At 62.2% G+C, this 15,281-nt stretch carries 14 protein-coding genes; 13 read left to right on the forward strand and 1 reads right to left on the reverse strand.

Translation table 11 applies throughout. The features are described 5' to 3' along the window. Positions 1–158 precede the first annotated feature (158 nt). The 11 genes from phnK (at position 159) to JL39_RS14200 (ending at position 9,725) form a co-directional block, all read left to right on the forward strand. Complete coding sequence (gene phnK / locus JL39_RS14150) at positions 159–935, forward strand: phosphonate C-P lyase system protein PhnK (RefSeq protein ID WP_037151533.1); 777 nt, start codon at positions 159–161, stop codon at positions 933–935. 11 nt (positions 936–946) lie between these two features. Then, complete coding sequence (phnL, locus tag JL39_RS14155; protein WP_037151535.1) at positions 947–1,657, forward strand: phosphonate C-P lyase system protein PhnL; 711 nt, start codon at positions 947–949, stop codon at positions 1,655–1,657. Beyond that, positions 1,654–2,271, forward strand: coding sequence for a DapH/DapD/GlmU-related protein (locus JL39_RS14160; RefSeq protein ID WP_037151538.1), 618 nt, complete (start codon positions 1,654–1,656; stop codon positions 2,269–2,271). Before phnL ends, JL39_RS14160 begins: the two co-directional genes overlap by 4 nt. A 115-nt stretch (positions 2,272–2,386) precedes the next feature. Then, a complete protein-coding gene (gene phnC, locus JL39_RS14165; protein WP_037151541.1) occupies positions 2,387–3,244 on the forward strand; it encodes a phosphonate ABC transporter ATP-binding protein in 858 nt (285 codons plus the stop codon). A gap of 85 nt (positions 3,245–3,329) precedes the next feature. Then, complete coding sequence (phnD, locus tag JL39_RS14170) at positions 3,330–4,235, forward strand: phosphonate ABC transporter substrate-binding protein (protein WP_037151543.1); 906 nt, start codon at positions 3,330–3,332, stop codon at positions 4,233–4,235. A gap of 77 nt (positions 4,236–4,312) precedes the next feature. After that, on the forward strand, positions 4,313–5,272 hold the full coding sequence (gene phnE / locus JL39_RS14175) for a phosphonate ABC transporter, permease protein PhnE (protein ID WP_037151546.1): 960 nt from the start codon (positions 4,313–4,315) through the stop codon (positions 5,270–5,272). 12 nt (positions 5,273–5,284) lie between these two features. Beyond that, entirely contained in the window at positions 5,285–6,790 is a 1,506-nt protein-coding gene (phnE, locus tag JL39_RS14180; RefSeq protein WP_037151549.1) for a phosphonate ABC transporter, permease protein PhnE, read from the forward strand. Positions 6,791–6,900: 110 nt separating this feature from the next. Then, complete coding sequence (locus JL39_RS14185) at positions 6,901–7,614, forward strand: DUF1045 domain-containing protein (protein ID WP_037151552.1); 714 nt, start codon at positions 6,901–6,903, stop codon at positions 7,612–7,614. Next, the gene (locus JL39_RS14190) at positions 7,611–8,750 is read left to right on the forward strand and encodes an alpha-D-ribose 1-methylphosphonate 5-triphosphate diphosphatase (RefSeq protein ID WP_037151554.1); all 1,140 of its coding nucleotides are present in this window, start codon (positions 7,611–7,613) and stop codon (positions 8,748–8,750) included. Before JL39_RS14185 ends, JL39_RS14190 begins: the two co-directional genes overlap by 4 nt. Beyond that, positions 8,750–9,343, forward strand: coding sequence for a phosphonate metabolism protein/1,5-bisphosphokinase (PRPP-forming) PhnN (phnN, locus tag JL39_RS14195; RefSeq protein WP_037151557.1), 594 nt, complete (start codon positions 8,750–8,752; stop codon positions 9,341–9,343). The genes JL39_RS14190 and phnN overlap by 1 nt, the downstream gene beginning before the upstream one ends. 79 nt (positions 9,344–9,422) lie before the next feature. Continuing rightward, entirely contained in the window at positions 9,423–9,725 is a 303-nt protein-coding gene (locus tag JL39_RS14200; RefSeq protein ID WP_037151559.1) for a hypothetical protein, read from the forward strand. An 11-nt stretch (positions 9,726–9,736) separates the two neighbouring features. On the opposite strand, the gene polA is transcribed toward JL39_RS14200, so the two are convergent. Then, the gene (gene polA / locus JL39_RS14205) at positions 9,737–12,727 is read right to left on the reverse strand and encodes a DNA polymerase I (RefSeq protein WP_037151562.1); all 2,991 of its coding nucleotides are present in this window, start codon (positions 12,725–12,727) and stop codon (positions 9,737–9,739) included. Between the two features lie 416 nt (positions 12,728–13,143). On the opposite strand from polA, the gene JL39_RS14215 reads away from it, so the two are divergent. Further along, on the forward strand, positions 13,144–13,575 hold the full coding sequence (locus JL39_RS14215; protein ID WP_037151567.1) for a MarR family transcriptional regulator: 432 nt from the start codon (positions 13,144–13,146) through the stop codon (positions 13,573–13,575). 168 nt (positions 13,576–13,743) lie between these two features. Beyond that, positions 13,744–15,132, forward strand: a complete 1,389-nt coding sequence (locus JL39_RS14220) for a dipeptidase (RefSeq protein WP_037151870.1) — start codon at positions 13,744–13,746, stop codon at positions 15,130–15,132. Positions 15,133–15,281: the final 149 nt, after the last annotated feature.

Raw genomic sequence — 15,281 nt, forward strand, 5'->3', positions numbered from 1 at the left:
ACTCGCTCGACAGCTCTCGAAAACATCGTTTGCCAGAAAGCCCGACCTCATTTGAGACTAAGGCTTCCCCGCTTGTCGATCTCCCCCCCTGAGGGGGAGATGTCCGGCAGGACAGAGGGGGGTGAATTTTGCGCATCGGCATTCAAGGACAATACGCCATGACCGATACCCCCCTCCTCAAAGTCAGCGGCGTTTCGAAATTCTATGGCAGCCGCATCGGCTGCAAGGATGTTTCCTTCGAGCTCTGGCCGGGCGAAGTGCTCGCCATCGTCGGAGAATCCGGCTCGGGCAAGACGACGCTCCTGAATTGCCTTTCGACCCGGCTGATCCCGACGACCGGCAGCGTCGAATACCGCATGCGCGACGGCAATTTCCGCGACCTCTACCACATGGGCGAGGCGGAGCGCCGCTTCCTGATGCGCACGGATTGGGGCTTCGTGCACCAGAACCCGGCCGACGGGCTGCGCATGACGGTCTCCGCCGGTGCCAATGTCGGCGAGCGGCTGATGGCGGTCGGCGACCGGCATTACGGCAAGATCCGCGAGACGGCGAGCGACTGGCTCGCCCGCGTCGAAATTTCGACCGACCGCATCGACGACCAGCCGCGCGCTTTTTCCGGCGGCATGCGCCAGCGCCTGAAGACCGCCCGCAATCTCGTCACCCATCCCCGCCTCGTCTTCATGGACGAGCCGACCGGAGGGCTTGATGTTTCCGTGCAGGCCCGCCTGCTCGACCTGGTGCGCGGCCTCGTGAACGACCTTGGCCTGTCGGCGATCGTTGTCACCCATGACCTTGCGGTCGCGCGCCTGCTGTCGCACCGGATGATGGTGATGAAGGACGGCCACGTGATCGAGCATGGGCTGACCGACCGGGTGCTCGACGACCCGCGCGAGCCCTATACGCAGCTGCTCGTCTCTTCCATTCTTCAGGTCTGAGGAGAAGACCAATGGCAACTCCCCTCGTCGTTTCGGAAGTCTTCAAGAGCTTCACCATGCACCTGCGCGACGGCATCAAGCTGCCGGTCGTCAACGACGTGAGCTTTTCCGTCGCAAGCGGAGAATGCGTCGTGCTCGGAGGTCCCTCGGGCATCGGCAAGAGCTCGATCCTGAAGATGCTCTACGGCAACTATGCCGTCGATTCCGGACAGATCCTCGTGGACCACAAGGACCGGCTCATCGATATCGCCCGTGCCGATCCACGCACAGTTCTCGATGTCCGCCGGCATACGATGGGCTATGTCAGCCAGTTCCTGCGCACCGTGCCGCGCGTGGCGGCGATCGATGTCGTCGCCGAACCGCTCGTCGCGCGCGGCGTTGCGGCAGCCGAAGCCCGGGGGAAAGCCGCGGAACTGCTCGCCAAGCTCAACCTGCCGCAGGAGCTCTGGTCGCTGCCGCCCGCCACGTTCTCCGGTGGCGAACAGCAGCGCGTCAACATCGCGCGCGGTTTCATCACCAGCCACCGCATCCTGCTCCTCGACGAGCCGACCGCCTCGCTCGATGCCGTCAACCGGCAGGTCGTGGTCGAGATGATCGCCGGGAAGAAGCGGGAAGGCGTGGCCCTTCTCGGCATCTTCCACGACGAGGAAGTGCGCGAGGCGGTGGCAGACCGCATTCTCGACGTCACGCAATTCTCTCCCCGAAAGGCAGTCGCAGCATGAGCAAGAAGCTTGGTCTTGAGCCGGCTATCCATCAAAGCGCCCGCATCAGCAATTCCACGCTAGGCCGCTATACGGAGGTCTCCGAGCGCTGCCGCATCGACGAGGCCGAGATCGGCGACTATTCCTACATCATGCAGGACGGGTCGATCTGGTGCGCGACGATCGGCAAATTCGTCAACATGGCCGCTTCCGTGCGCATCAACGCCACCAATCACCCCACCTGGCGGGCGACGCTGCATCACTTCACCTACCGCGCTGCAAATTACTGGGACGACGCGGAAAACGAACAAAGCTTCTTTGAATGGCGGCGCGACCATCGCGTCGTGATCGGGCATGACGTCTGGATCGGCCATGGCGCAACCGTCCTGCCCGGCGTCACCGTCGGCAACGGCGCGGTGATCGGCGCCGGTGCGGTCGTCTCGAAGGATGTCGCGCCCTACACGATCGTCGGCGGCGTGCCGGCTAAACTCATTCGCGAGCGCTTTACAAAAGCGGTCGGCGAGGCAATGGACAGGCTCGCCTGGTGGGATTGGGACCACCTGAAATTGAGAGCCGCCCTTGAGGATTTCCGTGCACTTTCAGCGGAAGAATTCCTGTCCCGCCATGCAGCGTAACACAACCGTTACAAACAGCGGGAGATTGTAACAATACCGACATAAAACCGACATTCAGGCTTCATGAACCGCCGCTAATCGAAACTGTATAACAGGGTTGGACGGGCAAGAGAGCATGAAGTTCGAACTGAGGAAGGTCACCCGCCGTTTTGGCGATCGTATCGCGGTCAATGCCGTGAGCGTGGAAATTCCCCAGGGCCAGATGGTCGGCATCATCGGCCGCTCCGGTGCCGGCAAATCCACCCTCCTGCGCATGATCAACCGCCTTCAGGACCCAAGCTCCGGCTCCATCCATTTTGGCGGGATCGAGGTGTCCTCGCTCAAGGGTGCGGCGCTCCGCAACTGGCAGCGTGACTGCGCGATGATCTTCCAGCAGTTCAATCTGGTGCCGCGCCTGGATGTGCTCACCAATGTGCTGCTCGGCCGGCTGAATCACCGTTCGACGGTGACGAGCCTTCTTAACATCTTCAGCCGGGAAGAGCGGCTCATGGCGATCGCCGCCCTGGAACGTCTCGGCATCGAACAGACGGCGCTGCAACGGGCCGGAACTCTGTCGGGCGGGCAGCAGCAGCGGGTCGCGATCGCCCGTGCACTCATGCAGGATCCCAAAATGGTGCTCGCCGACGAGCCGATCGCATCGCTCGATCCGCTCAACGCCAAGATCGTGATGGATGCGCTTCGCGACATCAACGAGCGCGAAGGCATTACCGTCATCACCAACCTGCATACGCTCGATACGGCGCGAAACTATTGCGAACGCATCATCGGCATGGCAGCGGGCCATGTCGTTTTCGACGGTCCGCCGCAGGAGCTGACGGCGGCGGCAGTGCGCGAAATCTACGGCTCCGACAGGGACGGTGCCGGCATCGATGAAACCATGACATCCACCAGCATCGACATTTCCGGCGCAGCAAGCCCCGCCGGCAAGCCGCTATCTGCCGGCATCGAGGCACTGGCGACCGCCAGGGCCTGAGCCGCACCAGGATCGTCTGCCCGCGTCAAGGGCACCCTTTCTGAACCAAGCTTCCGGTAACCCCGGAAAACCAGGAGATGAACTCATGTTGAAGAAAGCTCTTCTTGCAGCCGTAGCATTGGCTGCGCTGGCCGGTTCCGCTGCGGCCGAAGACCTCAAGGAATTCCGCATCGGCATTCTCGGCGGCGAGAATGAAGCCGACCGCCTGCGCAATTTCCAGTGCATGGTCGACAAGCTGCCGGCCGCTCTGGGCGTCGAAAAGGTCTCGCTCTTCCCGGCCGCAGACTATGACGGCGTCGTTCAGGGCCTGCTCGGCGGCACGCTCGATTATGCCGAGCTTGGCGCCTCCGCCTATGCGAAGGTCTACCTCGCCAATCCGGCCGCCGTCGAGCCGATCCTGACCACGGTCCAGACCGATGGATCGATGGGCTACTACTCCATCATGGTCGCCCGCAAGGATTCGGGCATGACCAAGCTCTCCGACATGAAGGGCAAGAAGCTCGGCTTTGCCGATCCGGACTCCACGTCCGGCTTCCTCATCCCGACCGTTACCCTTCCGGAAGCCATCGGCGCACCGGTCAAGGAATATTTCAGCGAAACCGGCTTTGGCGGCGGTCACGAGAACCTCGTTCTCGAAGTCGTCAAGGGCACGTTTGCTGCCGGCACGACCTGGGGCTCGGGCGTCGGCGAATTCAAGGACGGCTATTCGTCCGGCAACCTGCGCAAGATGGTCGACAAGGGCATCCTCAACATGGACGACCTCGTCGAGCTCTGGAAATCGCCGCTCATCCCGAACGGCCCGGTCGTCGTCCGCACGTCGATGAACACCGACATGAAGGCCAAGTTCAAGCAGTTCATGATGGATTTGCCGAAGGCCGATCCGGCCTGCTTCTCCGCCGTTCAGGGCGGTGACTTTACCGGCTTCGCCGAAGTGAATGCCGACTTCTACAAGCCTATCGTCGACGCCCGCAAGGCAACGATCGGCGGCTGATAAAGCCCGATGAAGCGGCCGTCGAACGGATATCCGCTCGACGGCCTTATCTTGCCTGCCGGGATCAGGGAAAGCATATGCCGACTTCCGTATCGCAGCCGCGATTGACCGACAACGGGCTGATGGTCGAGCGCCACTGGCAGCAGCTTGCGGGCCAGCGCCGCCTCTATACCGTGCTGACCGCAGTCATCCTGCTGATCACGGTTTCAGGCTCGCTGTGGTTCGCCAACGAGACCAATGCCGGCAAGTTCTTCGACCGGCTGCCGCATTTCTTCGACTTCGTCGGCGAGCTCGTACCGCGGGACGGGATGGAAATCTGGCGGGCGCTATTCGACCTTCCATCGCCCTATTACGACGGCAGCATGAAATACGACTATGTGGAGGGCCGCCAATATGTGACCGGCAGCATCTACATACCCGAATATTTCTACAAGATGGCGGAAACGCTCAACATCGCGCTTCTGGCCACGCTGATCGGGCTGGTTTTCGGATTTCTCCTGTCATTTCTCGCCGCCCGCAACATGACCACCAATGTCTGGATACGCGGTACGGCACGCCGGTTCATGGAAATCCTGCGCGCCTTCCCGGAAGTGGTGCTCGCCGGCTTCTTCCTGGCGATCCTGTCTCTCGGGCCGCTGCCGGCGGTGATCGCTGTTGCGATCCACACCATCGGTGCGCTTGGCAAGCTGTTCTTCGAAGTGATCGAAAACGCCGACATGAAGCCGGAGGAAGGCCTGAAGGCCGTGGGCGCGAACTGGGTGGAGCGGGCCTGGTTCGGCATGGTGCCGCAGGTCATGCCGAATTTCATGAGCTACTTCCTGCTGCGCCTGGAGATCAACGTCCGGGCCTCGACCATCATCGGCGCCGTCGGCGGCGGCGGCATCGGCGAACAACTCCGCCTGTCGATCGGACGCGGTCACGAGGCGAAGACGCTCGCGATCATCCTCCTGCTGCTTCTGACGATCATCGCCGTCGACCAGTTTTCCGCCTGGCTCCGCCGCAGACTGGTCGGCGAGCAGGCCTTCCACGTGATCTGACCGGGTGCCACCATGACTCTTCTCAATACCGCCGAGATGGAAATGCTGGCGAAGCGCCACCCCGAGATATTCAGGCGCACCCTGTGGCAACGGTTTCACATTCCCATCATCGTGTTCTCGTTTGCCGTCTATCTGGTTTTCTCCTGGTGGTTCTTCGCGGTCGGCAAGGTCATCAACGATGCCAACTGGGGGATTGCCGGCAGCTATCTGGCCGATTGGATTTCCTACGAAATCCGCCCGGATATCGAGATCGACGCGGACGGCGCCATGCGGATCAGCTATCCCCGTTTCGACCCGATTGGCCCCAATCCGAACCCTGACTGGCTCGAGGCCACGCGCGAAACGGTAACCCGCACGATCGAGGCTCCGGCGGCACCCTCCACCCAGTCCGCGGCCCCCTCATCCAGCTTCAGCTTCATGGCGCAGGCACAGAAGCCGGGGCAGGCCGCCCCGCAAGCAGCGACCGCCAGCCAGACACGCAAGGAAGAGATCGTGACGCATGCGTTCGTCACACTGGGGACATCGCGCACGATCGACGTGAAACCGGACGAGGTCGTTCTCACACGCGGCACGGAAACCGTCACCTTCATTCTCGACCGCACGTCCGGCGAGGTGCGCGCGGACGGCCCCCTGCCCGAATGGGCCGAGCAACGGTCTCCGGGCGCTCGCGTGGTCGCCTATTTCGGCTTCTCCGGCTGGGCGGAAATATCCGCGGAGCGGGTGCGCGTGCGCAAGCGGTTCCTCGGCTGGGAGAACTTCTTCTTCGACACCAATTCCGTCTTCTTCGGGAAATCCGCCGGCGAGGTGGCGGGCCTCGTCATCTCCGGCGAACGGCTCGATCCGTCGCGCAGCAACCTGTCGCTCGCCTGGAACGACATCCTCTACAATCCGTCCTGGCAGCACCTGGACGTGTGGACCAAGCTTTTGCAGACGGTCGTCATGGCTTTCATCGGCACGCTGTTCGCCACGATGCTCGCCTTTCCGCTGTCGTTCATCGCCGCCCGTAACATCCTGCGCAACCGGCCGGTGAACCAGATCACCAAGCGCTTCTTCGACTTCCTGCGCTCGGTGGACATGCTGATCTGGGCGCTGTTCTTTACCCGCGCCTTCGGTCCCGGGCCGCTTGCCGGCATCTCGGCGATCTTCTTCACCGATACCGGCACGTTCGGCAAACTCTATTCGGAAGCGCTGGAGAATATCGACGACAAGCAACGCGAGGGCGTGCGCTCCGTCGGGGCGCCGCCGTCCGCCGTGCAGCGCTTCGGCGTCGTGCCGCAGGTCATGCCGGTCTTCATGTCGCAGGCGCTCTATTTCTGGGAGTCCAATATCCGGTCCGCCACCGTCATCGGCGCGGTCGGAGCCGGCGGCATCGGCCTCAAGCTCTGGGAGGCGATGCGCACCAATTCCGACTGGGAGAACGTCGCCTATATGGTGGTGCTGATCCTGATCGTCGTCTTCCTGTTCGACAATATTTCGAATGCCCTGCGCTCCCGGCTCATCGGTAAAACGAACCATTGAACAGCCGGCATCATCATTCTGTCATGGAAATCTTTTAGCCGGAGGTCCTGTTTTGACGTGAGGCGGCGGGGTAGTCTTCCGCCGGCTTCTTCTGATTCCGGAATCCTGTCTTGCGCTATGCTCTTTACTTTTCGCCCGCCGAAACCCATCCGCTGACGAAAGCGGCGACGCAGTGGCTCGGCCGCGACGCCTTTACCGGCGAGACGTTCCCGACGCCGGAGGCGGGCGGTTTGGCCAGGGACACTATCCATGAGCTGACCGCCGATCCGCGCCGCTACGGCTTCCATGCGACGCTCAAGGCGCCGTTCGAGCTGCATCCGGACCAGACCGAGGCGCAACTGGTCGCCGCCGTCGAGCGCTTCGCCGCAGACACTCCGGCATTCGACATTCCGAACGTCATCGTCGGGCAGCTCGGGCGTTTCTTCGCGCTCGTTCCCGACACGGTCTATCCCGATCTCCAGCATTTCGCCGCCCGTGTCGTCGAGGAATTCGAATCTTTCCGCGCTCCGCTTTCGGATGCGGATATCGCGCGGCGCAAACCGGAGACCATGAGCGCCACGCACCGCGCCAACCTCGACCGCTGGGGTTATCCTTACGTCATGGACGAATTCCGCTTCCATATGACGCTGACCGGTCAGGTGCCATCCGAATATGCACCGGCCATGCGGGAAGAGCTGGACCGCCGCTTTTCCGAGTTTGCAAACGCGCCGCTCACGATCGACGGGCTTGCGCTCTTCATCGAGACCGAGCGGGGCGCGCCCCTCACCGTCCATCGCTGGCTTCCGCTCGCGCCCGTTTCCGAGAATAGAAAGATCGCATCATGACCGCCGAACTCGTCCTCACCAATGCCTGTATCGTGCTGGAGGACGGCACGATGCACGGCACCATCCAGATCCGTGACGGCAGGATCGCAGACATTTCCGAAGGCAGTGTCCGGGTCGGCGAGGATTTCGAGGGCGACTACCTGATCCCCGGCCTTGTCGAGCTGCATACCGACCATCTGGAACAGCACTATTCGCCCCGTCCGGGCGTGCGCTGGAACACGACGGCCGCAATCCAGGCGCATGACGCCCAGGTCGCGACCTCCGGCATCACCACCGTTTTCGACTGCCTGCGCATGGGCGCGGATGAAGACGGCGGCTTTGTCAGGGGCGAGATGCGCGAAATGGCCGATGCCATCCAGGCTGCCGGCCGGCAAGGCCGGCTGCGTTCGGAACACTTCATCCACCTGCGCTGCGAGGTCTCGGCCGACAACTGCATGGAGCATTTTGTCGATTTCGAGAACGATCCGCATGTCCGGCTTGTTTCGCTGATGGATCATGCGCCGGGCCAGCGGCAATTCCAGACGATGGACCAGTATACCCTCTATTACCAGACGAAGCGGGGTCTCAGCGACGAGGCCTTTGCCGCCTTCGTGGCCAAGCGCCAGGGGGAGTCGGCCCGCAATTCGGGGCCGCACCGTAGCGCCATCTCCAAAGTCTGCGCCGAGCGGGGCATCACGGTCGCAAGCCATGACGATGCAACGCTCACCCATGTGGACGAGGCGATCGAAAACGGCGTCAGGCTCGCGGAATTCCCGACCAGCTTCGATGCGGCCAAGGCATCGCACGAGGCCGGCATGAGCGTGCTGATGGGCGCCCCGAACATCGTGCGCGGCAAGTCCCACTCCGGCAATATCGCTGCCCGCGATCTCGCCGAACGGGGCGTGCTCGACGTGCTTTCTTCCGATTACGTGCCGCTCAGCCTGCTGCACGCACCCTTCGTGCTGGCTGACGAAGTGGAAGGCATTGCCCTGCCGAAGGCGCTCGCCATGGTGACCGCGACGCCGGCCCGCACCGTCGGCCTCGATGATCGCGGCCGGATCGCGACCGGGCTGCGCGCCGATGTCGTGCGCGTCCACCGCATGGAGGGTGTTCCGGTCGCCCGAGCGGTCTGGCGGGAAGGACGGCGGGTAGCCTGATGGACGCGAGGCCGACAGGGGCCGAACCGGTCTCACGTGGCTGCATGGTCGCCGTCGTCGGTCCGAGCGGCGCCGGCAAGGACACGTTGATGGCCTATGCCGCCCGGTTCTTCGAGGGGCGCGACGAAGTCATCTTCGTGCGGCGGGTCATCACCCGCGATGCAGCCGCCGGCGGCGAGGACCATGACAGCGTGTCGGAAGCCGAATTCGAAGCGCTTGAAAAGGCCGGCCGTTTTGCCGTGTCCTGGGGTGCGCATGGCTTACGCTACGGCATCCCCGTCGAGACGAAGGAGGCAGTCGACCAGGGATGGCTCGTCGTTGCCAATGGTTCCCGCTCCGCCCTCGGCCGTTTCAAGGCGGCATATTCACGGCTCATCGTGATCAACGTGACAGCGAGCCTCGATGTGCTTGCCGCCCGTCTGGAGGGACGTGGCCGGGAGACGCGGGAAGAAATCCTTCGCCGGCTTGAGCGTAGCTCGCTTTCGGTCGAAGGCGATTATGAGGTCATGACGGTCGATAACAGCGGCTCGATCGAAATGGCAGGCAAGGCCATGGTCGAGGCGCTCCATCGTTGTGTTGCGTTCGGAAGATAATTCGCGAAAACCCTTCCAACAATGCTTTAAAGTCCTCCGCATGGCTCTATTTGCTTTCCCGTGGGCGAAAGGGCAAAGCATGGATCAGACCAAACCGATTGACGGACAGCGACGTGCCGGAGCGGCAACCGACCTTGAGGCGCGTGTCGTCGTTCTCGAAATCCTCTCCATGACCGCGCTGGCATTGGCCATGGACACGTCTGAAGATGCCGATGTCGGGCATGCCCGCGGCATTGCCAGTCTGGTGCTGGAGACCGTGCGCCAGAGGTGCGACGAAATGGGAATGACAGCGGACGCACGGCTTTCCGCCCGTTCCTATGCCGACCAACTGCTTTCGACGGCACTCCTCTCCCTCTACCCGGATTCTCCGCGCGAGCACTGAGCCCAATCGTCTCAGTGAGCCTCGTCCCAGTTGCTCGCCGCACGCGCATCCACCTTCAGCGGCACTTTCATGGCAATCGCCGGCATGGCCGCCTGCTCCATGGTCGAAATGATCACCGGCAGCGTCCGTTCGATCTCCTCGTCCTCGACTTCGAAGATCAATTCGTCGTGCACCTGCAGGAGCATGCGCGCCGACAGGCCCGCTTTCGCGAGCGCGGGCTCCATCTTCACCATGGCGCGGCGGATGATATCCGCTGCCGAACCCTGGATCGGAGCGTTGATCGATGCCCGTTCGTTGAATGCCCGCACGGAGGGATTGGAGGACTTGATCTCCGGATAATGCGCCCGGCGGCCGAAGATCGTCTCCACATAGCCGTTCTCTCGCGCAAAACTCTTGGTGCTCTCCATATAGTCGCGGATGCCCGGGAAGCGCTCGAAATATCTCTTGATGTAGTCGCCCGCTTCCGAACGTTCGATGCCGAGCTGGTTGGCAAGCCCGAAGGCGGAAATGCCATAGATGATGCCGAAATTGATCGCCTTGGCGCGGCGGCGAACCTCGCTCGGCATGCCTTCCACCGGCACGCCGAACATTTCGGACGCGGTCATGGCATGGATGTCGATACCGTCCGAAAAGGCCTGCCGCAATTGTGGAATATCGGCGACATGAGCCAGCACCCGCAGCTCGATCTGGCTGTAGTCGGCCGAGACGAGCTTGTGGCCGGGCGTCGAAATGAACGCCGTGCGGATTTTTCGTCCTTCCGCCGTGCGCACCGGGATGTTCTGCAGGTTCGGCTCGGAGGACGAAAGGCGCCCGGTCGTGGTGGACGCCAGCGAATAACAGGTATGGACCCGTTTCGTCTCGGGATGGACATAGCCCGGCAGCGCATCCGTATAGGTGGACTTCAGCTTGGTGAGCTGCCGCCAGTCGACGATCTTGCGCGGCAGTTCATGGCCTGTAGCCGCAAGGTCTTCCAACACGCTCGCCGACGTCGACCATTGGCCGGTCTTGGTCTTGGCTCCGCCCGGCAGGCCCATCTTGCCGAACAGGATATCACCGAGTTGCTTCGGCGAGCCGATGGTGAACTTCTCGCCCGCGAGCTGATAGATTTCGTCTTCGAAAGCAGCCGCCTTCTGGGCAAGCTCGCCGGAAAGGCGCGAGAGGATCTGCCGGTCGATCGTGATGCCGCGCTCTTCCATGCGCGCCAGGACTTCGACCAGCGGCCGTTCCAGCCGTTCGTAGACGGTGGTCAGACCCATGGCAGCCAGTTGCGGCTTCAAGACCATCCAGAGGCGCAGCGTCACATCGGCATCTTCCGCCGCATAGGCTGTCGCCTTGTCGATGTCGACATAGTCAAAAGTCACGCCCGACTTGCCGCTGCCGGCGACATCCTTGAAGGCAATCGACTTGTGGTTCAGCCAGCGTTCCGAAAGCGCGTCCATGCCGTGGTTGGCCTTGCCGGCCTCCAGGACATAGGACATCAGCATCGTGTCGTCGTAGCTTTCGACCGTGATGCCGTGGCGCTTCATCACCAGATAATCGAACTTCAGGTTCTGGGCAACTTTGAGGACCGATGGATCTTCAAGCAGCGGTTTCAGGCGGGCAAGCGCCTCGGATGTCGGAATCTGGTTCTCCGCAAGTCCTCCGCCGAGCAGGTCACCCACTCCCGTCTTGTGGATCAGCGGCACATAGGCCGCACGAACGGCAAGGCCGGTCGGATTATCGGTATTGTCGGCGATTGCCAGCGAGAAGCCGACGAGTTCCGCCTGCATCGGATCAAGGGAAGTGGTTTCCGTATCGAAGCCGACAAGGCCGGTCTCCTGCGCCGCCCTGATCCAGTCGTCGAGCACCTCGACATCGCGGACCGTCACATAGCAACTCGGGTCGAGCTTGGCCTTGGCAAAAGCCTCGATGCGGGCCTGCGCCAGTTCGGCGGGCGTTGCGCCCCCGACACCCTTTGCGACGGCCGCCTTGGGGAGACTCGCCGGCGCTTCGGCCGCGGCCTCGCCGGTATCGATCGGCGCTTTCGCCGGAACCCCGGCATCGAGATCCGGTCCGTGGGCCCTCTCTCCCCATTCGATCTTCAGGACGGCCGGTTCGATCTCCTCGGCATTGCAATCGCAGGCCGCCGCCACGCGCCGGGTCAGCGTGGTGAACTCCATGGCCTTCAGGAAGGCGATCAGCTTCGGGCCGTTCTGCGGCTCCAGCACCAGCGCATCGAGGGCCAGGTCGAGCGGCACGTCGGTCCTGAGTGACACGAGCTGGCGCGACAAGCGCGCCTGGTCGGCATTGGCAACGATGTTTTCCCGCCGTTTCACCTGCTTGATCTCGCCGGCACGGGCAAGCAGCGTATCGAGATCGCCGAATTCCTCGAGAAGCTGTGCGGCCGTCTTCGGACCGATGCCCGGAATACCCGGCACGTTGTCCACCGAATCGCCGACCAGGGCCTGGAGGTCGATCATCTTTTCCGGCGGCACACCCCATTTCTCGATGACGTCCGGAATGCCGATCTGCTTGTCCTTCATGCTGTCGTACATGTGGACCATCGGCGTCACGAGCTGCATCAGATCCTTGTCTGAGGAGACGACCGTCACGTCGGCTCCGATCGCCTCGGCCTGACGCGCGTAGGTGGCGATGATGTCGTCCGCCTCGAAACCTTCCGTCTCGATGCAAGGCAGGTTGAAGGCGCGGGTGGCCTCGCGAATCAGCCCGAATTGCGGGATGAGCTCTTCGGGCGGCGCCTGCCGGTTGGCTTTGTAGGCGTCATAGATGTCCTTGCGGAAGGTCTTTGCGGAATAATCGAAGATGACCGCGAAGTGCGTCGGCGTCACACCGACGGATGTGTCACGCGCGTCGGTCAGCAGCTTCCAGAGCATGTTGCAGAAGCCGGAGACGGCGCCGACCGGCAGGCCGTCGGATTTACGAGTGAGCGGCGGCAACGCGTGGAACGCACGGAAGATGAAGCCGGAACCGTCGACAAGGAAAAGATGATCGCCTTTTTTCATGGGCCAAAGGAATAGCGTGAGGCATTTCATCCGTCCATGAAAACTTCGCCTGTCGCCCGGCTTCCGATCCTCACCCGAACGTTACTGATTTGTAATAGACGGTTCCCTTGAAAAGCCGCATTCAGCCTCACATCTCATGTGTACCGGCGATTGATCACGCCGCAGTCTGGCAGCCGGCCTGTCCCCCGCCGCACCAGACCGGGCAAAGACCTATCCCCCTCTCCGGGTCTTTGCCCCTCCATCAGAACCGCCATGGCTGTCCCCTCCCGGCCATGGCGGTTTTTCATTTTCCTGAGAACGAAAAACTTGTCATCCTGCATGTCTTCGCACAGGCTTGGCGAAAGCATGGCGTGCGATATATCTGTAGGATTTACATCTCGAAGGGCGCATCAAGGGAGGGGATGGAGACCTAGATTATGACATTCGACCGTCGGCATTCTGCCACCTATCTGGCCAGTCAATTGGCCAAGGGTTTTGCACGCTCCCTGCAGAGCCGGTCGATGGCACTGGGGTTCTCCCCGGGCCAATTCCCCGTCCTGCTCGAACTCTGGCAGGAGGACGGGCTTACCCAGAAGCAACTCCTTGACAGGCTGGACGTGGAGCAGGCGACGCTTGCGAATACGCTTTCGCGGATGGAACGGGATAGGCTCATCCAGCGCGCGCCCCACCCCGGTGATCGCCGGGCGCAGATCATCACACTCACCCAGCTTGGCCGCGATCTCGAGGTCCAGGCCGTGGAAGCTGCAGCCGAAGCGGATGCCGCCCTTTTTTCCGGCTTCAAGCGCTTCGAACGGGAGCTGATGATCGAGTACATGCGAATGATCGTCGAGAACGCGCGGAAACCTTAGCCTCTCCCGGCAGGCTTCCCATCTGTGGCCGCAGTTTTCCTCTTTGCCATTGTGCCGACCCGCGGAGGCTTGCTAACACAGTCGGACGCCGTAACGATTGACACGTTTTCCAAGAGACCCGCTTCCGAGAGGCTTCAGGGTCTCACATTTCAAAGACAGGATCTCTTCATGACTGATCTTTCCTCCGTTCTCGACCGCGCCGACCAGAACCTTACAGCCAGCCTCGAACGCCTGTTCGGCCTTGTCCGCATCCGGTCGATCTCCACCGATCCCGCTTTCAAGGACGATTGTCGCAAGGCGGCCGAATGGCTGGTGGCGGAGCTTGAAAATATCGGTTTCGAAGCCTCTGTGCGCGATACGAGCGGTCATCCCATGGTCGTCGGCCATCATCCGGGCGCGAGGACCGATGCGCCGCACGTGCTCTTCTACGGCCATTACGACGTGCAGCCGGTCGACCCGATCGAGCTCTGGGAAGACGACCCCTTCGACCCTAAGGTCAAGGACCTCGGCAACGGCCGCAAGATCGTCACCGGTCGCGGCGTTTCCGATGACAAAGGCCAGCTCCTGACCTTCGTGGAGGCCTGCCGCGCCTACAAGGACGTGCACGGCAACCTGCCGGTGCGGGTTACCGTGCTTTTCGAAGGGGAAGAAGAATCGGGCTCGCCCTCATTGAAGCCTTTCCTCGAAGCTCATGCCGACGAGCTGAAGGCCGACTACGCGCTCGTCTGTGATACCGGTATGTGGGACGCGGATACACCGGCAATTACAGCCTCGCTGCGCGGCCTGGTCGGCGAGGAAGTCATCATCACCGCCGCCAATCGCGACCTGCATTCCGGTATGTATGGCGGCGCAGCAGCCAACCCCATCCAGATTCTCTCGAAGATCCTCGGCGGCCTGCATGACGAAACCGGTCGCGTGACGCTCGAAGGCTTCTACGACGGCGTCGAAGAAACTCCCTCCAACATCAAGTCGTCATGGGAAGCGCTGGGCAACAGCCGCAGCGATTTCCTCGGCGAAGTCGGTCTTTCCGAACTCGCCGGCGAAAAGGGTCGTTCGCTGCTCGAGCTCCTCTGGGCGCGGCCGACCTGCGAGATCAACGGCATCAGTGGGGGCTACGAGGGTCAGGGGTTCAAGACCGTCATCGCCTCGAAGGCATCGGCAAAGGTCTCCTGCCGCCTCGTCAGTGGACAGGACCCGGAAAAGATCCGCGAGAGCTTCCGCGCTTATGTTCGCTCGAAGATCCCGGCCGATTGCTCGGTGGAATTCCTGAAACATGGCGGTTCGCCGGCAATCCAGCTCGCCTATGATTCTCCTGTGCTGACCAAGGCCAAAACCGCCCTTACGGAAGAATGGGCGAAGCCGGCGCTCGTTGTCGGCGTCGGCGGCTCGATCCCGATCGTCGGGGATTTCCAGAAGATGCTCGGCATGGAGTCACTGCTCGTCGGCTTCGGCCTCAGCGACGACCGAATTCATTCGCCGAACGAGAAATACGACCTGAAGTCCTTCCACAAGGGCATCCGCTCCTGGGCGCGCATCATCGAAGCGCTTGCGAAGTAACTCCGAAGACATGAAAAGACCCTGCCGCGGAAGCGGCAGGGTCTGAAAAACAAAAAGGCCGGGCGAGCCCGACCTTTCCACCCCATTCACCGGTGCCAGTACATCCGTGGTCACTCGAAATGGGGGCAAGCATTTCCGACGCGGCCGCT

Source organism: Rhizobium sp. YS-1r (genome assembly GCF_000757525.1).
Lineage (GTDB): Bacteria > Pseudomonadota > Alphaproteobacteria > Rhizobiales > Rhizobiaceae > Neorhizobium > Neorhizobium petrolearium.